The following is a 15,211-nucleotide window of genomic DNA, read 5'->3' as shown; positions in this document are numbered from 1 at the left end:
CGGAGCTGTCAGTCGTGATCGTTGTCGTGACGGCTTTATCACAGCCAAAGGCAGGAACAAAAAATGTTGCGTACCATGTTCCTGAACTTCTCTGATGCTGCATTTGAACGGAGCCTTGAGCGCAGAGGGTGGGCTTGGCTAGTACCTTGGCGTAATCTTTACCACCTACACTTGCCACGGTGAACTTGGGAGAACTTACCCCATTTCCTGTGAGAGAACTATACAGAAGTTGGTTCTCCTGTGCATTAGACATTGATCCCCATGTAGATGCTCCACTTACGCTAATCCAACTTCGATCCTCTAGATTCCCGCCTGCATCATCGTCGTTAGGAAAACAGCTATTAGTGACCGGGTTGTTTGCTACATCGTATCCTAAATAACGCTGATAGGATGTACCTGCTACGCATTTTCCTTGCGTAACAGTCCCTTTCCCCCATTCTCCAAAAGGAGCGCCATAAACAATAAGACCATACAAATTATAAGTAGCCATTGAGGCATCATACTTATTGTAAGCCGATTTATTTGGAACTCCAACTCCAGCTAAGTAGGCATAAAATTCTGCTTGACTATTAAATGTTCCAGTCGTTGCATCAGCCAATGTCTTTTTTATAGAGAATGGCCATCCTCCGAATAAAAGTAAAATCGATAACAGTATTAAGATAAGCTTCTTCATCTTCCTCATTGGCATCCAGCGTTCACCTCCTATTTACTGGAGAAGCTGAAGGTCAATAATTGCACTCCCGTTCCGTCTAAATCAATTTGTACATTACCGAACGTCTTAGATGTTTTAACTGTTCTCAGCTTTTCAAAATCAACCATTGCAGAATTGTAGTAACACATTATCCAGTTAAACATACTGATACCAATGGAATCCCCATACAACGCAACTAGTGCCATTCTGAGTTTGTTTTCGACTTTAAAATTCCGACCGCTCTCTTCATTCCAGAAAAGTCGATTAACAATTAACCGCATGGTAACCTTTTTACTAGCGAAGCTAGAGTAGTATGTTTTCTCAGGAAAAGAGAACCTAAAATAATAGTTGTCATTATCTACTGCTCTGGATTGGACTGCATAAGCGATTGCTAACGATGAAGACGTTCCGTTTGAAGTCTCCGGCCAATAATGCGCACTCGTATACTGCTCATCGTTCGCCAGATACTTCACCATCTGATAAGCTTTCTTGCTCAAGTCCGGCGTGATTTTCTCGCTGACGCTATATCCCTTATACGGCCCCATCGGGCCATCCCATAGAGAATCCTCGAAAGTCAGCTTGCCGTCCTTTGCGTCGAAGTAATGATAGGACACATGAGCAGGCATAGAAATTCCACTAGCCATCCAGTCGATAGCGCTCTGTTCCTCCAACACCTTATCGCTAATCAAATTCCAGATATGAGCCGTATTGTTCGCGCCGTCCCAGACGACGCGGCGGCCGAGAGCTTCGCTCACGAAACGTAGAGGCACGTAGGCGCGGCTGTTCTTAAGCACCGGCTGAGTACCGAGATTTTTCTCGACGCCATTAACGGTTGCTTTCTGCGACCCGAGCTTTAGCGTGATGTCCAGCGAGTCGGACTTGATCGACACCGTGCCTTGCGCTTCCTGGTAATCCACCGTCGTTCCCAGCTTCTCGCTAACGAATCGCAGCGGAACGAGTACGCGCTTCTGAGCGTCCACGAACGGTTTGGCATCCGTAAACGCCAGATTGACGCCATCCAACGCTACCGCTACCCCCGCTGTTGCCCCCAATGCCCTAGAGCTCCAAGCAGAAGGCAAAGACGCAAAAGCAACCAACATCACCAAAGAAACGAGAAGCGACTTTCTCATATCATTAATTCCTCCTTTTAGAGTTCAACTTGGTTAAAGAATGCTATGGATATGAAATTTCGAATTCATTTTGGCGAAAAGCCCATCAGTCGAGGATTGTGTATGATTTTTCAGCTATAATGGGGCCCTTCTCGAGAAAAGCAGACGATTATATATGAAAATTCAGATATAATCGATCAATCGGCCAAATTCCCAAAAATTATGTATGAAAAATCATCTATAATCCTCCCGTCATCTTTTCGAAGTCTTCTCGCTCACCTCTGTTCCACCTCTCCCTCCCCCGATAAAAAGAGACAAAAAAAAGAAAGCACACGCGACGCGGTTACGATCGTCTGCGGGTTCTTCCTCGCGTTATTCCTTATGCTCCGACTTTGTTCTGTCAGGTTGTTATCTATTATAGATAAATATTCCATTTTTCGTCAACTGGTTGTCGGAAAATAGAAAAGGCCGTCAAGGAGACGGCCTCATCACATCTTTGGCGGGCTCCTTCGCGTAATCGCTGAAGGAAGAGAGCACGCTGTTGTATTCGTCCCTGTCGGTGATCCGAATTCCGTCCGCCAGCTCCCGCAGCTTCTCCTTGGACATGCTGCTCTCCAACGCTTTGACGTCCAGCTGGAAGAAGGTTCTCATGACCTTCTCTTTGCGCGGAGGTCCGTCGAACAAGGAGAGATTTCCGTCCTGGTCCAGCGAGATGTACGCGGACTTGCGGCATTCCGGCGACAGATCGTCTACCTTCTCCTCGATTCGAACCGTCCCTTCCTTATGGAAGGTAGGCATCCAGTCCCGATGGGACTTGATGAGGTTCATCGTCTCCGAGGTGGAGTGAAGGCCCAGCATCCGCGTCTCTTCTCCGCACAGATAAACCCGATGAAGCACGATTGATACATCCGACGGCCAGGTGGACAGCTTATCGAGCGCGATGCCGCGCTGCGAGCCTCCTTGCTCATAGGTCACGGGATGGTTGTCCGCTTCCAGAGCAGAGGAATCGACCGCCACAGAGGCTGGCCGAAGAATACCGTGGACGAGATGGCCGGATACCCAGGTTCCCGCGATTGCGGAGGATACAGCCAACCCTGCCCACATGCCCAAAGTCCAGATCGGACGCCGCGTTCGCTTGAGCCGCTTCTTGATTCCCTTGATGCGTAATCCAAACACCGGAATCCCCTTCTTTGTTTTTTTCCTATTGTTGCCCAGGGATTCCGGCATTATGCTTCATTTGTTACCAATTTACCCAAGGAAGGCTTTGCTTGCGCCGAGGAGCGCTTGGCCGGGGAGACTTCTTCGCTTTGACTTTCGCTTTGGAGGCGGGCTTCTTCGCCGGCGCCGAGCTGTTCTCGCTGGAATTCAGCCTCAGTTCCGCAGATTCTTCTTGTTCATTCGCATCTTCCGGCTCTCTCAATGGAGGCATCGGAGGGAGCGGCGGGATTGCAGGAAAATCGCTTACTCCTCCAACGTAAGGATAAGTTCCCGGGTAAGTGGTTTCCGTATCGACGAGCGGTGTCGCGGCTAACGGGGAGAGTGAAGGAGTCGACGATACGGTTGGAAAAGTTCCCGGATAACTCATCGCGGGGGACACGGCTGTCGGCGAAATTCCAGGCATTCCGTAATGGCTGCCCGCGAATGGCTGCGGGGATGTCATCGCCGGAGAGACCATGGTCGGCGATAACCCGGGCACGCCATATTGGCTTGCGGGAGCGAACGGCTGCGGAGAGGTCATGGCCGGCGATACCATCGTCGGCGAGATTCCCGGCACTCCGTAATGGCCGCTTGGTGCAAAAGCTTGCGGAGAAACCATGGCCGGAGAAACGGCTGTGGGCGCAACGGCTCCCGGATAGGGGTAAGGCGTGGCGACGGCGGGAGAGACCGCTGCCGGGCTAACGGCCCCGGGCCATGGCGCCGTACCGCCCGTGCACGTGCTGCATGGCTGAGGCTGCCAAGCCGTCGGTGCGATAGCCGTTGGCGAGACCGCTGCCGGACTTACCATCGTGGAAGGCTCATAAGCCTGGGCAGTCGGAATCGTGGAGACTGGAGAAACAACGGGAGACGTGCTTCCCGGAAAATAACCGCTGTATGGCGTCATGTCGAAGGACCCCGTCCAGCCATGTCCGTGAGTGGAGGCATAGGTTCCTGCCAGCGCTTCGGTCGGGAAGTGAGGCGCCGCGCCGATTCCCGGAATCGGCTCATGGCCATGGCCATATCCGTAAAGCTGCCCGTAACCGCCATGGCCGTAGCTTTCATGACCATGGCTTTCATGGCCGTAGCTCTGATGACCATAACCGACTTGCCCATGGCTTACTTGACCATAGCTTTCGTGTCCATAGCCGTCGGCTTTATAACCTTCATGACCATAGCTCTCCGTCTTGTAACCCTCGTTACCATATCCTTCATGCTTATGGCCCTCATGGCCGTAGCTTTCATGCCCATAGCCTACTTGCCCATAACCTTCATGACCGTGACCGACTTGACCATAGCCTTCATGCCCGTAGTCTACTTGACCATAACCTACATGCCCATAACCTTCATGAGCGTGGCCTACATGCCCATAGCCCACATGCCCATAACCTTCATGAGCGTGACCGACTTGACCATATTGATGGCCATAGCTTTCATGGCCATAGCCCCCATGCCCATACCCTTCATGGCCGTATTGTCCGTAAGTCTCCTGGCCTTTGCCGTATTCATGAGCGGCTTCCGGCTTGCCATAACCGTGCCCATACGAGGTTTCGGCTGCCGCTTCATGCGTTGGATAAGCCCCCGTCGCGATCGGAGCCGCCGCTTCAACCGCAGGAACCGGGTATTGCTGGAACAGATCGACCGTGTTGTACTCCACATGAACGGGAGCGTATGGATGGTGGTGGTGATGATGATGAGATTCGTGGTAGATAGGCTGCGGCACCGGGTAGGTTTCCGGAGCTGGAGCCGGGGCTGGCGCAGGCGCCGGGGCCGGAGCGATAGGAAGCGGAGCGATAGGCTGCGGTAGCGGCATGACGCCGGTTTCCTTCTTATGTCCCATGCCCGGCACGACGCCCGTATTCGCCTTGCCGCCCGGCCACCAGCCGGCTTGCGCGCCTCCGTCTGCGGAAGGAGCCGGCGCAACGGTAACGCCCGTGCCACTCTCTCCTTCGGAGGCAAGCTTCGGAATGTTGACGACCTCGCCGGTCAGAAGAACATTCGGATTCTTAAGCTGGGGATTCGCTTTGATCATCGTCTCTAGCGGAACGCCCCAGGCTTTGGAGAGCTTCCACAAAGTATCGCCTTGCTGAACGGTGTGCTGATGCATGATTTCATAGGCGGGCGTGGCAGGCATCGGAATCTTGACCTTCATTCCGACGTCGATGACGTCCGGGTTCGCGATATCCGGATTCGCCTGAAGCAGCTCTTCCAGTGTGATTCCATACTTCTGGGCGATCTGGTATAAGCTATCGCCTTTTTTGACCATATGGATCTTCAAGCCGTTCCCTCCCTGATCGGGTCAAATTCGCATGCGGGCGAATGCCCCCGCATAGTCCATACATCCTATGCAGGAAATATGGTACACGTGCCTAGGGGTTTTCAGGGTTTGTCAGGAATCCAATGATATCAAGGGTTTTAAGATTCGGGCGGATTCTCTTCATATTAAATATTGTCGTTTATCTGCCTTTAGCAACAATTTTTTGCAACAGTTTTGCAACAAGGAGGCGGCCGACTCGTTTACTAAAAACTTAGTATGCGACCAATTGCCGGATGAGGTGATTTGAAATCACCCCATAAGGCTACGAACGGAAATCTCCGTCGGTTAAATCACTGAGCGATATTTTCCGTTCAGTAGGTAGAACTCGTCACCTAGATCCTTTTATCACCTTTAAATATACGAGCAAAATGCTTCTCTAAAAAGTCGGCCATCATGGACGCCTGGAAGCTCCATGCCTGTCCTTTTGATTTGGGGTAAAATACGAAACCGCCATGTTCGATATCAAGGACCTTTCGGAAGCGTGGGGGATAAAGGATGTTCTCCTTGATCCACTCACACTTACGGCTCGTTCTCCGCTCCAGATCTCTCATTGACCAATAGACGCCGATCAGTTCGTTACTCTTCAATTGCTCAAGTTCAACCTTGCTGATGAGAACATATTCGGAAGGAACGTTGATCATCAATTCAACCTTTAATTGTTGCATAAGAAGCCTCCATGTAGAAAAATCAAAAGAGGGTCCACTAATTGGTGGACCCTCTAATATTGAGAGCAATTATTGGTTTTGCAGTGATTGAAGTTGACTCTCCAGGTCGGATCTTTCTGTGGTTAGCTTCTCAATCAACTCATTAACATAGTCTAAAGTGCTTTGGAGAGGAGCAAGATACTTCTCTCCGTCCGTCCGGTTAGTATAATATGCAATCTGCTCCTCAGTCTGCTGTTTAAGTGTTGCATTGTCCGTTAATTGCTTAGCGATCTCTGAGATCCTAGACTTAATCTGCTCTTCAGTTAATGATTGGGAAGTCTGCTGAACGCTGTTCAAATTTATCGATCCTCCAGTCAGATCAATTTTTAATCCTAGAGCCTCCGCGGTCGCGCGAACAGGAAGATAACTGTAATTATTGATAATTGCAGCTTGACCAATTGTCTTTCCGTTCAAAGTTACATCCTTCGTAGCGACTACCTTTGATCCGGTAAGAAGATTAGATGCTCCGGCTTGAAATGCAAATGTCAAAGCTATTCCAGCTACGGCGCCGATGATATACTTTCTTGCTCGATGCATGAATTGGAACACAACACCATCTCCCAACATGTGGTATTTTCGTCAGTATACCACATAATACGATCATGAGAGATTTACGGTTGCAAGGGTTGCTCCTGTTGCGGAAAACAGTTTCAAATTCTTTGTAGCTGAGTCGTAGGCTAGATTTACTCCCTTAGAGTCTAACGATGACTGTAACCCGCTAACGCTAGAAATCGATAGACCAGAAACAACAGCTGAAGGAGAAAAATAAACCCCCGCGTCAAATCGAGTATAGCCTTCAAAATAGTTGTTGCTGTAAAACCACCATGTATCACTGGAATTCGTTTCAATACCTCCGGCGCTCGGGTTCCAAATAAGCGAATTTGCACCGCTACCGTTAATCTGAAATACATTTGCATCATCGCTGAAGATTGCTAGGTTAGCAAAGCCGGCTTGCATTCTAACATAACTTCCACTAGCTGCCGTTTGAATCGACGTACCCGTTATCGAACCGCCTGTAATTGTCGAACCGTTGATACTTCCGCCATTAATCGTTGCTGCTGAAATCGTTCCGCTGAAGTCGCCATCAACTCCGACAAGTGTCCCAGTGAATGTCCCCCCGGCTGCTGATAGATCTCCAGTGAACGTCCCTGTAGCAGCCTCTAGCGTACCACCGAACTTTAATTTCATATTAGGAATGTCAATCCAGAAGACTTTTTCCCCGGCAACTTCCCAAAACATTTCATCCGCATTGAAATGTGGGGCGATATCAACGGTCTTAATCGGTCGGTTGTCCATAATCGGAAACACTTTTCTACTAATCGTGGTTGAGCGGATCGTATACATGGTTAAGCCGCCGCCGATCTCTTCATTTGCTAAATTATCATATACCGCTCGATACATATCTTCGACACCGTAGCCATTGCGCTGAAATTCCTGCTTGATTTCGTGTGCCTTAGTCGTATAAGCTCCTGGTCCCACAATAGCGGTAGTCAATTGGTTTGTTCCATAATTCATCTTAATTTTACAGTCATCGTTGGAGTTGATCCCGCACAATACCGATCTTCCATTATCAAAGTATCCGACCAAGAACATCGCATGAGCAGTCTTCCCCAAATAGTCCGGTCCATGCTTTTGAATGTGGGCATTTTTATGCTCGATTGTCAGATGCTGCAGATATTCAATCGATTGGTCACCCGATCTCGAGAAATCATCAAGAATTCGAGTTGCCACTTCAGCACTTCCGCCAGAAAAAATTACCTTGTTCCCAATTTGGCGAATTTTAGGAATCTCCTTCTTAAGTGCGAAGTGTTCGCCATTGATATTTACCGATAGTCGGGAATCACCGGATAGCATGATAACATCAGCAGTCTGCAAAGCAATACATAAGCTCATGTTTAAAACCTCCCCAATGTTAATTTTGATTTGTTAGTATTCCATTCTGCTTGTTCAGAAAATCAACGATGTGTTCGCGGAACTCGGACAGGCAGTAGAACACTTGCCTCCCGATTTCCTCAAGGTCCCTTTTCGTTAGGCACTCGTCTTCATGGCTCTGCTCGAACGTGTCCAACATGAACCGAACTTCATGGTTAAAAGATTGCACGGCTTCTTTGAGTCGGCTATCCAGTTCATTAACGCTTTTCAGATGGTTCACCTCAGTTAATTTTGTAGGCTGATATTCTAAGGTCGTTCTTGTTGCCTTCATAGTCGTCAATGCGTGTAATGCTATATTGATCACCCTGATACTGAATCCGCATTGCCACGTCTAGGTCGTCACGCCAGCGAATTTCGAATATTGCTTCTACCCTCGAATTGACGGCTGCGGCCGCATAGAATTCACTTCCCGAGGTTTGGCGATAATATGCCCAGATATTTTCACCTTCCGGAATGGGATTCCATATATCAAGAGGATCGCCATAGGAATCACTCTCGTCTGTTCTTTTAAGAATGGAAATCTTCTTAGACTTCAATCTACTTGATCCGGTCATAAGGCTTCCTCCTTCTACAATGCTCTTACAAACTCTTCATAGTGTTCGAACAGTCCGACATAAGCGTCTAACATGGAGGCCATTCCATCAATCCGCATTTTTGCCGCCTGGTTCTTGACTGGGACGATGTTACCGTTACGGTCTGTTTGAATGCCTGTGTTTGTCAGATTCCATTTTAGGATTGGATTGTTGTTGTAATTGATCTTCTTGGCCTGAAGGTCGGCGCCCATCATCTGCATCGGTAGGCTGAGCGTCTTGGCTCCCTGGATACATCGCTCCATCTTGAAGCCGTGCTGCTCCATTTCCTCAACCCAATACTTTGCGCTGTAGCTGTCATAATAGATCCACAGAGGGGTTATGCCGTGCTCATTGACCATCTCAAGGAACCATGCAGTCACGTCCGCATAATTGATGCTGTTGCCGTTACAGAGCCTTAGAAGTCCCTGCTGCAACCACTTGTCATATGGAATCTTGTCCATCTGAACGCGCTTCTCGAAGCTCTCACGCGGCAGCCAGTACATCTGGTGAACGAATCGCTGCTGGGTCTCCTTATCCATCATTAGGAGCGTGGCTGCGGTCAGGTCGGTTGTTATGGACAGGTCGGCGCCGCCGATCGCATAGCAGTTCTTGAATCTAGAAATGTCGAAGGCTTCCTCGTTGTTGATGTCGTCGAACGTGAGCCAGGCGCTGGCGATCGTATCCCGAATGTTGAAGTCCTTCGTGAGAACGCCGCTGATGTCATTCGGGCTGTTTTTGGCCTTCTCCACCTTGCGAGATAGATCGTCCAGTTTCTTGATTGTTCCAAGTCCCGGATTGGCCTTGCCCCACATCTTGAAGTCCGTCCACTCCTCGCGCTCATCCAGCTCGTACAGGATCGGCAGGAAACTATCATCCTGGAACTTCCCATCCACCACATTGACGGCATAGGCGTACATATCATCGAAGATGCACTCCCGGATCGTGCCGGCCGTGGTAATCATAATGAGCATTGGCTGTCTGCGGGCGCTCTGGCTCTGCTTCATAACTTCGTATAGGTTGCGGTCCGTAACCCCGTGAAGCTCGTCCATAATGACACAGTGGGCGTTCAGGCCGTCCAAAGTGTTGCTGTTCTTCCCAAGTGGCTGAAACTTGCTCATGGTGAGCGGGAAATATAGATCGCTCTTGCGCTTCTTGATATGCCTGGAGAGGTCTGGACTCTGCTTAATCATGTTGTGGGTCTCGTCGAACAGGATCCGGGCTTGGTCGCGTTTTGTAGCCGTACTGTAAACCTCCGCGCCGCCCTCTCCGTCAGCTACCATCATATAAGCGGCGATCCCCGCCAGCATGGTAGATTTGCCGTTCTTACGAGCCACGTAGAACAGGCTTTCCCGATACCGTCTCAACCCCGTTTCCTTATCAATGAATCCGAACAAAGCAGCAATGTAGGCCTTCTGGAACAGTTCGAGGAGAACTGGCTGCCCCGCCCATTCTCCTTTGCTATGCTTGCAAAACGATTCGATAAACTCGATAGGCTTATTCGCCTTGGCTTCATCGAAGACATAGTTTCTTGGATTCTTGATCTCATCAACTAGCCGCTGATATTGCCTTCGTACCCGCTTGGAGACGGTCACCCCGCCCGTCTCGATCTCTTCCCAATATGCTATTATCCAGTTCATTTGATGAAGTCAAGAAGCGGGTCTTTAGTGGGTAATGCGTTCGCGGGTGGTAATAGATCGGCTAACTGCTTCGAGAGAAGGCTGAAACGTTGAACGGTCGTGTTGTACGCCTTCAAAGCCGGGTGCTCCCGAAGGAACTCTTGCGCCCCTTGCTTGAACATGGCCGTCGGCCCCTCTTCCTCGACTTGTTCCTTGAGCGTCGAGAGGGTCTTCTGCATGAATACAAGCTCGTTAAATAGACTTTGCGCCAACGCTTGGCGTTCTTTCGGAATCTGCTTCATATTCGCTTTAAGTTTCTTCATTTCCGTGGAGACGTCCGCAACATTATGCGATTTCATGGAATCACTCCTTTACTTTTTATAGTCACTAACCCACCCTTTATAGGAAATCTCATGGAGGGGCTTAAAAAGGGGGCTACTCGGTCTCCAGCGGATGTCACGATGATGGTGCACCCGGGGGTATGCGTACAAAGTTGCCGCTTGCATCAAACGTCAGCCCCTCAACGCATACCTCTGTATTCGAATAGTGTTCATGTTGGTGACAGGTCCGGCAAACCGCTTCGAGGTTGCTCCAGCTTAACGTAACGCTTGAATCATGGATGTTCTGCGGAGTGATGTACGTTTTGTGGTGGCATATTTCTGCTAACCCACCACACCGCTCACATACATAGTGCTTGCTTGCCATGTATCCATTCCTGCACTTTATCCATGCCGCGCTTTTGTAGAATGCCTTCGCGTAATCCTGGGCCATTATTCTAACGCCCTGCCGATCGCTGTCAGCCCTACAAATAGACTTTCTATCGTTCGCCTTAACCGCTCGCTATCTGGTCCTTGAGGATCGAACCATAGCTGTAGAATGAATTTCGTTATGGTCTGAGCTAACGGATGCACCGGTTCCGTGTCCCATGACTTTCCAGTGCTAACTTCCAGGTATGACGGAATGGAATCGAGCAGCGCCTGAATTATGCTGTCGTTGTCCGTGCCGTCGATCCTAAGAGCGTCCCTGGCTTCCTCGATTGTTATCAGCATGTCGATTTCTCCTTATGAAAAGGGAACCAGCGTGTCCGCTGATCCCCCTTGCTTGGTTAGATATTAGGCGCCTTCCGACAACTTGATGAACGCTTCGCTTACTAAAGGTTTAGTATCTGCGATCGCCAAGGCGCGGTAATCGATAAGGCCGTTCTTAAAGCTCGATTCTCTGGACATCTCGATTAGGATGCCTTGTGGGATGTTGTATCCCATGTAACTGAAGTTACCCAGAACAATGACTCCATCTTCGATGTTGTCGTCGATGGTGACCGCCTTGCCCAGAATGTAGCCGATTTCCTCGTTCTTCGGGTCAGTGATGAAGATCGGACGGTCGTTGGCGTCCACAATGCTGTAAACATTGTTATAGAGCGTTGCGTTGCTCATGGCAAAGCGTGCCCCGGCGCCGTATCCCCGCTTCAGCAACCCCATCATCTTCGTGAAGTCCGTATACTTCGGGATCTGCCCGCTAGCATACGTGAAGCTGTTGGTCGCGTCCCACGTGATGCCGGTTAGTACGCCGGTTCCTTGCCCACTCCCGCTTCCGTTTACCAGAGCGTCTGCGATTGCTTCCATGACGCTGTTGCTCAGTTCGTCGATGATGTATGCTTCGAATGCCGAAATGCTCATGCGGCGAACGGTCGCGCTCATGGACATGATCTTCAACAGCTCGTAACCCGCGAAGGAGACATAGGCTGTCGTTGCTTTCTCGCTATCGACGGCCGCGCCCTCAACGTGCCAAGCAGCTTTACTCGTTGGTGTGCCGATCGGGACGCGCAGATTCGTTGGAATGTTGAAGTTGCGGCAGACGCTGATCAGGCCGCCCATCTTACGGGCCTTGCTAATGATCTCGTTCAACGTAGTTGTCGGTAGGACCGCAGCACTGTCGGTCGTCGTGTTGAACGCATCTGCACGGCGCTCAGTGCCTACAAGCTCCATAGCGCGCTTGTACGTGCGGGATTCGGTATCGGAGAGCTTCTGACCCAGTAACGTCTTGAAGAAGGCGCTGCGGTATTCAGTGGAGGCGAACACATCACCTTCCGGATCTTGTTGAGCTTGTTGTTGAAAACCCATCCCCGTGATTGGGTTAAATCCTGCACCGGCTCCCGCGCTGCGTTGTTCGACGTTCGCCTTAGCTTCCTTTAGGCCGTCCAGTTCGATGTTCAGAGAGGCAATTTCAGCGTTCGGGTCGCTATCGATGAGTTGCCCAATCTCTGCTGCTCGCTTCTCGATGTCGGTAATGCTGTGGTTGCGATAATGGTTAAATGCTTCTGCTACGGTTTTGAATTTCATGGCGTGTTACACGCTCCTCTTTAGAATTTGGTTGATCTTGATTCGAGCTTCCGATCGTTCGGGATCTTTAAGCTTTGCCCAAGTCCCTTCAATGGCTGCTCTGGCCTCAATGCTCGTTTGAGGATAGGCCGGGAATGGCGTAATACTGAACTCATATACTTTTTCGATTTTGGTGATGGTTCGAGTGTTCGCCTTCGCGTCGAAGTGGCTGCCGCCTTGTGGAACTTTGAACGCGAATGACATGCCGGAGAGGTCGCCGCGCTTTACTGCCGTATAAACGCTTCTGCCTTCCTCCGTATCGGGTAAATCTGCGGTCATGGTCAGCCCTGCCGGGTCTGCCTGAAATTGCATTGTTCTTGGGGTACGGGCCAGAGGTACTTTGCTCATGTCGTGGTTGTACAACAACCGAATGTCGGATAAGTCCGCGCCTTCCAAAGCCCCGGCCCGTATGATTTCCGTGTACGTCCCAAAAACATCTTTTATCGTGGTCGGCTGATCGTACACTATCGGCCTACCAGTGAGAATGAGGGTGCTTTCTCCTGCCGGATCAGCGGCCCTCAGTTCTGCTATTCGCAGTTCTTTCATCTTGGATCTCCTCGCTTTCGTTTAGCTCAGCTTCCATTTCTCGAATGATGTCATCCAGTTTACTCATTGCCGGTGCCCTCACGACCCGTTATGTCATCTTTGAGCTGATATTGATCGGCTTTGTCCGCGTTGACCACATTTAAGGTCTGTAGCCTTCGGTCGCCGTCCTCAACCGGTGGAAGGTTCAATATGTCTAACGCCTGGTTGATGGTAAATAACCCAAGCGGCATTAGTTCCTTAAGGATGTTCGTCTTGGTGGTGTTACTAGCAAATTGGAGCCGGTTAGCCTCGAAGATGATCGAGTTACCAAACGCCTTCTCTCGCTGCGTGAATAGCTTGTCCGTCAGCTCTAGAGAGAATTGCACGGCCAGCGGTTCGATCACACTCTCATAGAATGCGGCCCATTCGTCTTCCGAATAGGTGCTGTTGACGATCTTCTCGCTGATTCCCAAGTATTCGTAAATCTTGGTCTTGACCGCGCTGAGCTGTTTCTCGTCAATGGCAGCGGGATTCATTTCCAGCGGGATATAATCGGCCTTGGTGTCAATCGCGGCAATGCCCCCGCTGTTGCTCACCGTCAGGTAATCATTGATAAACGCTTCCTTTTCGGCTTTAAGCTTGTCCGGTGCTATGACCTGGTTGAATTTCAGCAGCCCGCGAATCGTCGCCCCTGCCTTGATAGCGTTCTCCATGCCCTCGCTTTGCGTATGTGCCAGGTCGAGAGTCGGAAGGATTGCGGTGTTCGCTTCGCCTAGTAAGTCATTAGAGTTGAAGAACCGGCGAATGGTTAACACTTCGCTGAACGGAAGCGTGAACTTCTGCCCGCCAGCTAGAATGAATGCGCAATAGAGTGTTCCAGCGCCATCCACGACGTATTCCATGCTCTGGGGCCGGATCGGCCAGATACCGACAAGATATCCGCGCTCGTCCTTCTGGAGATAGGCGAATGCATTGCTATGAAGGTAATAGTGCGTGACAAGCTTATAGATCAGGTCATAAGCCGTCATGTATGGATTCGGTCGAATTTGCAGCAGATAATTCAAGCTGCTTTCCCCCGATTTCCTCCGTTGCTCTGAAGAGACAACGTGGGTCCCTCGAAGCTTCGCCGCATTTCTGGCGATCGCATCCACCGCTGCCCGATAGATGTCGCTCTCATAAGCGTCACCACTGAATGGCGTGAAGATCGCGGGGCCGCCACTCATGACATCTACACTGGTCATCTGCTGCTCTCGCCTTCGTCCAAAGATTCGGCTTAATAATCCAGCCATCCTATCAACTCCTACTGATTTCATTTTATCATTAATAGTTTGTATCTATCTACATTGTATTTTTTATAGTTTATAACTATTGAAGTCCTTGTACTCCTCTCACCCTCGTTTGAATCGAGGGTGTTACGCTCGCCAGATTTGATGAGCGTACTTATAACTAAAGCAATGGGGTAGTTTGAAACTACATCATCTACCGCTCCGTCAGTATATTGGCTTTGATGGGTAGTTTATGAAGAATACATTGTCCTGGATGTCATAGTGCTTGTACAGCAACGTATAAGCGTCCATAGTCTTTAACTGTCGGACAATTTTCTCCAGAGAAGCAAGGGTACGACCACCCTTTGCAACGATGATGAAGTTACCCGCTTCCGCCTGGACATATACCCCTTCCTGTTCGGTTGGGTTCACTCTGACCAACGACGTTAAGAACCCATCGCTTGTAATGACTAAATCCTCTTCGAGCAACAATGCCTTCATTGGTTTGCTATGCCGAGTTGGATATAAATGATTTAAAGTAACCACTTGCATCCCCGCTCCTCCTCTCCATGGAATAATTTTTGGAATAATCCGCGTCGATTTTGACACTCTCCCCATCTTGTTGGGAATCACGGCAAATGCAGTCTGGTTGTAAATTTATCGATTTTCTTGCGATTTGGTTGTGACGATCAATTCAGGAGCGAGCGCCTTGCTTTTTATCTTCGTTGATGAAATTCAATATTTGCACCAAGTTATCGAATCTCTCTGGCTTCTTGTCCCGATAATGCACGGCGAGCGACTTAATCAGTAACTCGATGCTGTCGGCCTTTGTATACTCGCTCTCAATCAATATGACTTCGCCTGCCATTTTGATGGTATGGACCTTCGGTTCTCTTTTCTTTCGCATA

Annotated in this window: 16 protein-coding genes and 1 pseudogene; all 17 read right to left on the bottom strand. The window is 49.8% G+C overall.

Annotation, left to right across the window (positions count from 1 at the left end; translation table 11 throughout):
- Positions 1-73: 73 nt before the first annotated feature.
- Positions 74-490, bottom strand: a pseudogene (locus ELR57_RS28590) (Athe_2463 domain-containing protein); the annotation flags it as partial.
- Positions 491-702: 212 nt separating this feature from the next.
- Positions 703-1,821, bottom strand: a complete 1,119-nt coding sequence (locus tag ELR57_RS07850) for a copper amine oxidase N-terminal domain-containing protein (RefSeq protein WP_126958473.1) — start codon at positions 1,819-1,821, stop codon at positions 703-705.
- A 450-nt stretch (positions 1,822-2,271) separates the two neighbouring features.
- Complete coding sequence (locus ELR57_RS28240; RefSeq protein ID WP_238162441.1) at positions 2,272-2,976, bottom strand: BofC C-terminal domain-containing protein; 705 nt, start codon at positions 2,974-2,976, stop codon at positions 2,272-2,274.
- 64 nt (positions 2,977-3,040) lie between these two features.
- Entirely contained in the window at positions 3,041-5,272 is a 2,232-nt protein-coding gene (locus ELR57_RS07840) for a LysM peptidoglycan-binding domain-containing protein (RefSeq protein WP_126958472.1), read from the bottom strand.
- A gap of 371 nt (positions 5,273-5,643) precedes the next feature.
- Complete coding sequence (locus tag ELR57_RS07835) at positions 5,644-5,976, bottom strand: DUF771 domain-containing protein (RefSeq protein WP_126958471.1); 333 nt, start codon at positions 5,974-5,976, stop codon at positions 5,644-5,646.
- Positions 5,977-6,045: 69 nt separating this feature from the next.
- Positions 6,046-6,564, bottom strand: a complete 519-nt coding sequence (locus ELR57_RS07830; protein ID WP_126958470.1) for a stalk domain-containing protein — start codon at positions 6,562-6,564, stop codon at positions 6,046-6,048.
- Between the two features lie 51 nt (positions 6,565-6,615).
- Positions 6,616-7,908: a hypothetical protein gene (locus tag ELR57_RS28085; RefSeq protein WP_192896545.1), complete on the bottom strand. Its 1,293-nt coding sequence runs from the start codon at positions 7,906-7,908 to the stop codon at positions 6,616-6,618.
- Between the two features lie 260 nt (positions 7,909-8,168).
- Positions 8,169-8,501: a phage head closure protein gene (locus ELR57_RS07815; protein ID WP_126958469.1), complete on the bottom strand. Its 333-nt coding sequence runs from the start codon at positions 8,499-8,501 to the stop codon at positions 8,169-8,171.
- A 14-nt stretch (positions 8,502-8,515) separates the two neighbouring features.
- Entirely contained in the window at positions 8,516-10,156 is a 1,641-nt protein-coding gene (locus ELR57_RS07810; RefSeq protein ID WP_126958468.1) for a terminase large subunit, read from the bottom strand.
- A complete protein-coding gene (locus ELR57_RS07805) occupies positions 10,153-10,494 on the bottom strand; it encodes a hypothetical protein (protein WP_126958467.1) in 342 nt (113 codons plus the stop codon). Before ELR57_RS07805 ends, ELR57_RS07810 begins: the two co-directional genes overlap by 4 nt.
- Before the next feature lie 97 nt (positions 10,495-10,591).
- Positions 10,592-10,840: an HNH endonuclease gene (locus ELR57_RS07800; RefSeq protein ID WP_370452232.1), complete on the bottom strand. Its 249-nt coding sequence runs from the start codon at positions 10,838-10,840 to the stop codon at positions 10,592-10,594.
- A gap of 65 nt (positions 10,841-10,905) precedes the next feature.
- Positions 10,906-11,184, bottom strand: a complete 279-nt coding sequence (locus ELR57_RS07795; RefSeq protein ID WP_126958465.1) for a head-tail connector protein — start codon at positions 11,182-11,184, stop codon at positions 10,906-10,908.
- Positions 11,185-11,247: 63 nt separating this feature from the next.
- On the bottom strand, positions 11,248-12,474 hold the full coding sequence (locus tag ELR57_RS07790) for a phage major capsid protein (protein WP_126958464.1): 1,227 nt from the start codon (positions 12,472-12,474) through the stop codon (positions 11,248-11,250).
- Positions 12,475-12,480: 6 nt separating this feature from the next.
- Positions 12,481-13,059 (bottom strand): HK97 family phage prohead protease, encoded by a 579-nt coding sequence (locus ELR57_RS07785; RefSeq protein ID WP_126958463.1) that lies wholly within the window; start codon positions 13,057-13,059, stop codon positions 12,481-12,483.
- Between the two features lie 59 nt (positions 13,060-13,118).
- Positions 13,119-14,327: a phage portal protein gene (locus ELR57_RS07780; RefSeq protein WP_126958462.1), complete on the bottom strand. Its 1,209-nt coding sequence runs from the start codon at positions 14,325-14,327 to the stop codon at positions 13,119-13,121.
- A gap of 201 nt (positions 14,328-14,528) precedes the next feature.
- Complete coding sequence (locus tag ELR57_RS07775) at positions 14,529-14,855, bottom strand: hypothetical protein (RefSeq protein ID WP_126958461.1); 327 nt, start codon at positions 14,853-14,855, stop codon at positions 14,529-14,531.
- Between the two features lie 142 nt (positions 14,856-14,997).
- On the bottom strand, positions 14,998-15,210 hold the full coding sequence (locus ELR57_RS07770; protein ID WP_126958460.1) for a hypothetical protein: 213 nt from the start codon (positions 15,208-15,210) through the stop codon (positions 14,998-15,000).
- Position 15,211: the final 1 nt, after the last annotated feature.

The organism is Cohnella sp. AR92, assembly GCF_003990975.1.
Lineage (GTDB): Bacteria > Bacillota > Bacilli > Paenibacillales > Paenibacillaceae > Cohnella.
The sequence above is the reverse complement of the archived record's forward strand: the minus strand, read 5'-3'. Positions and strand labels throughout refer to the sequence as shown.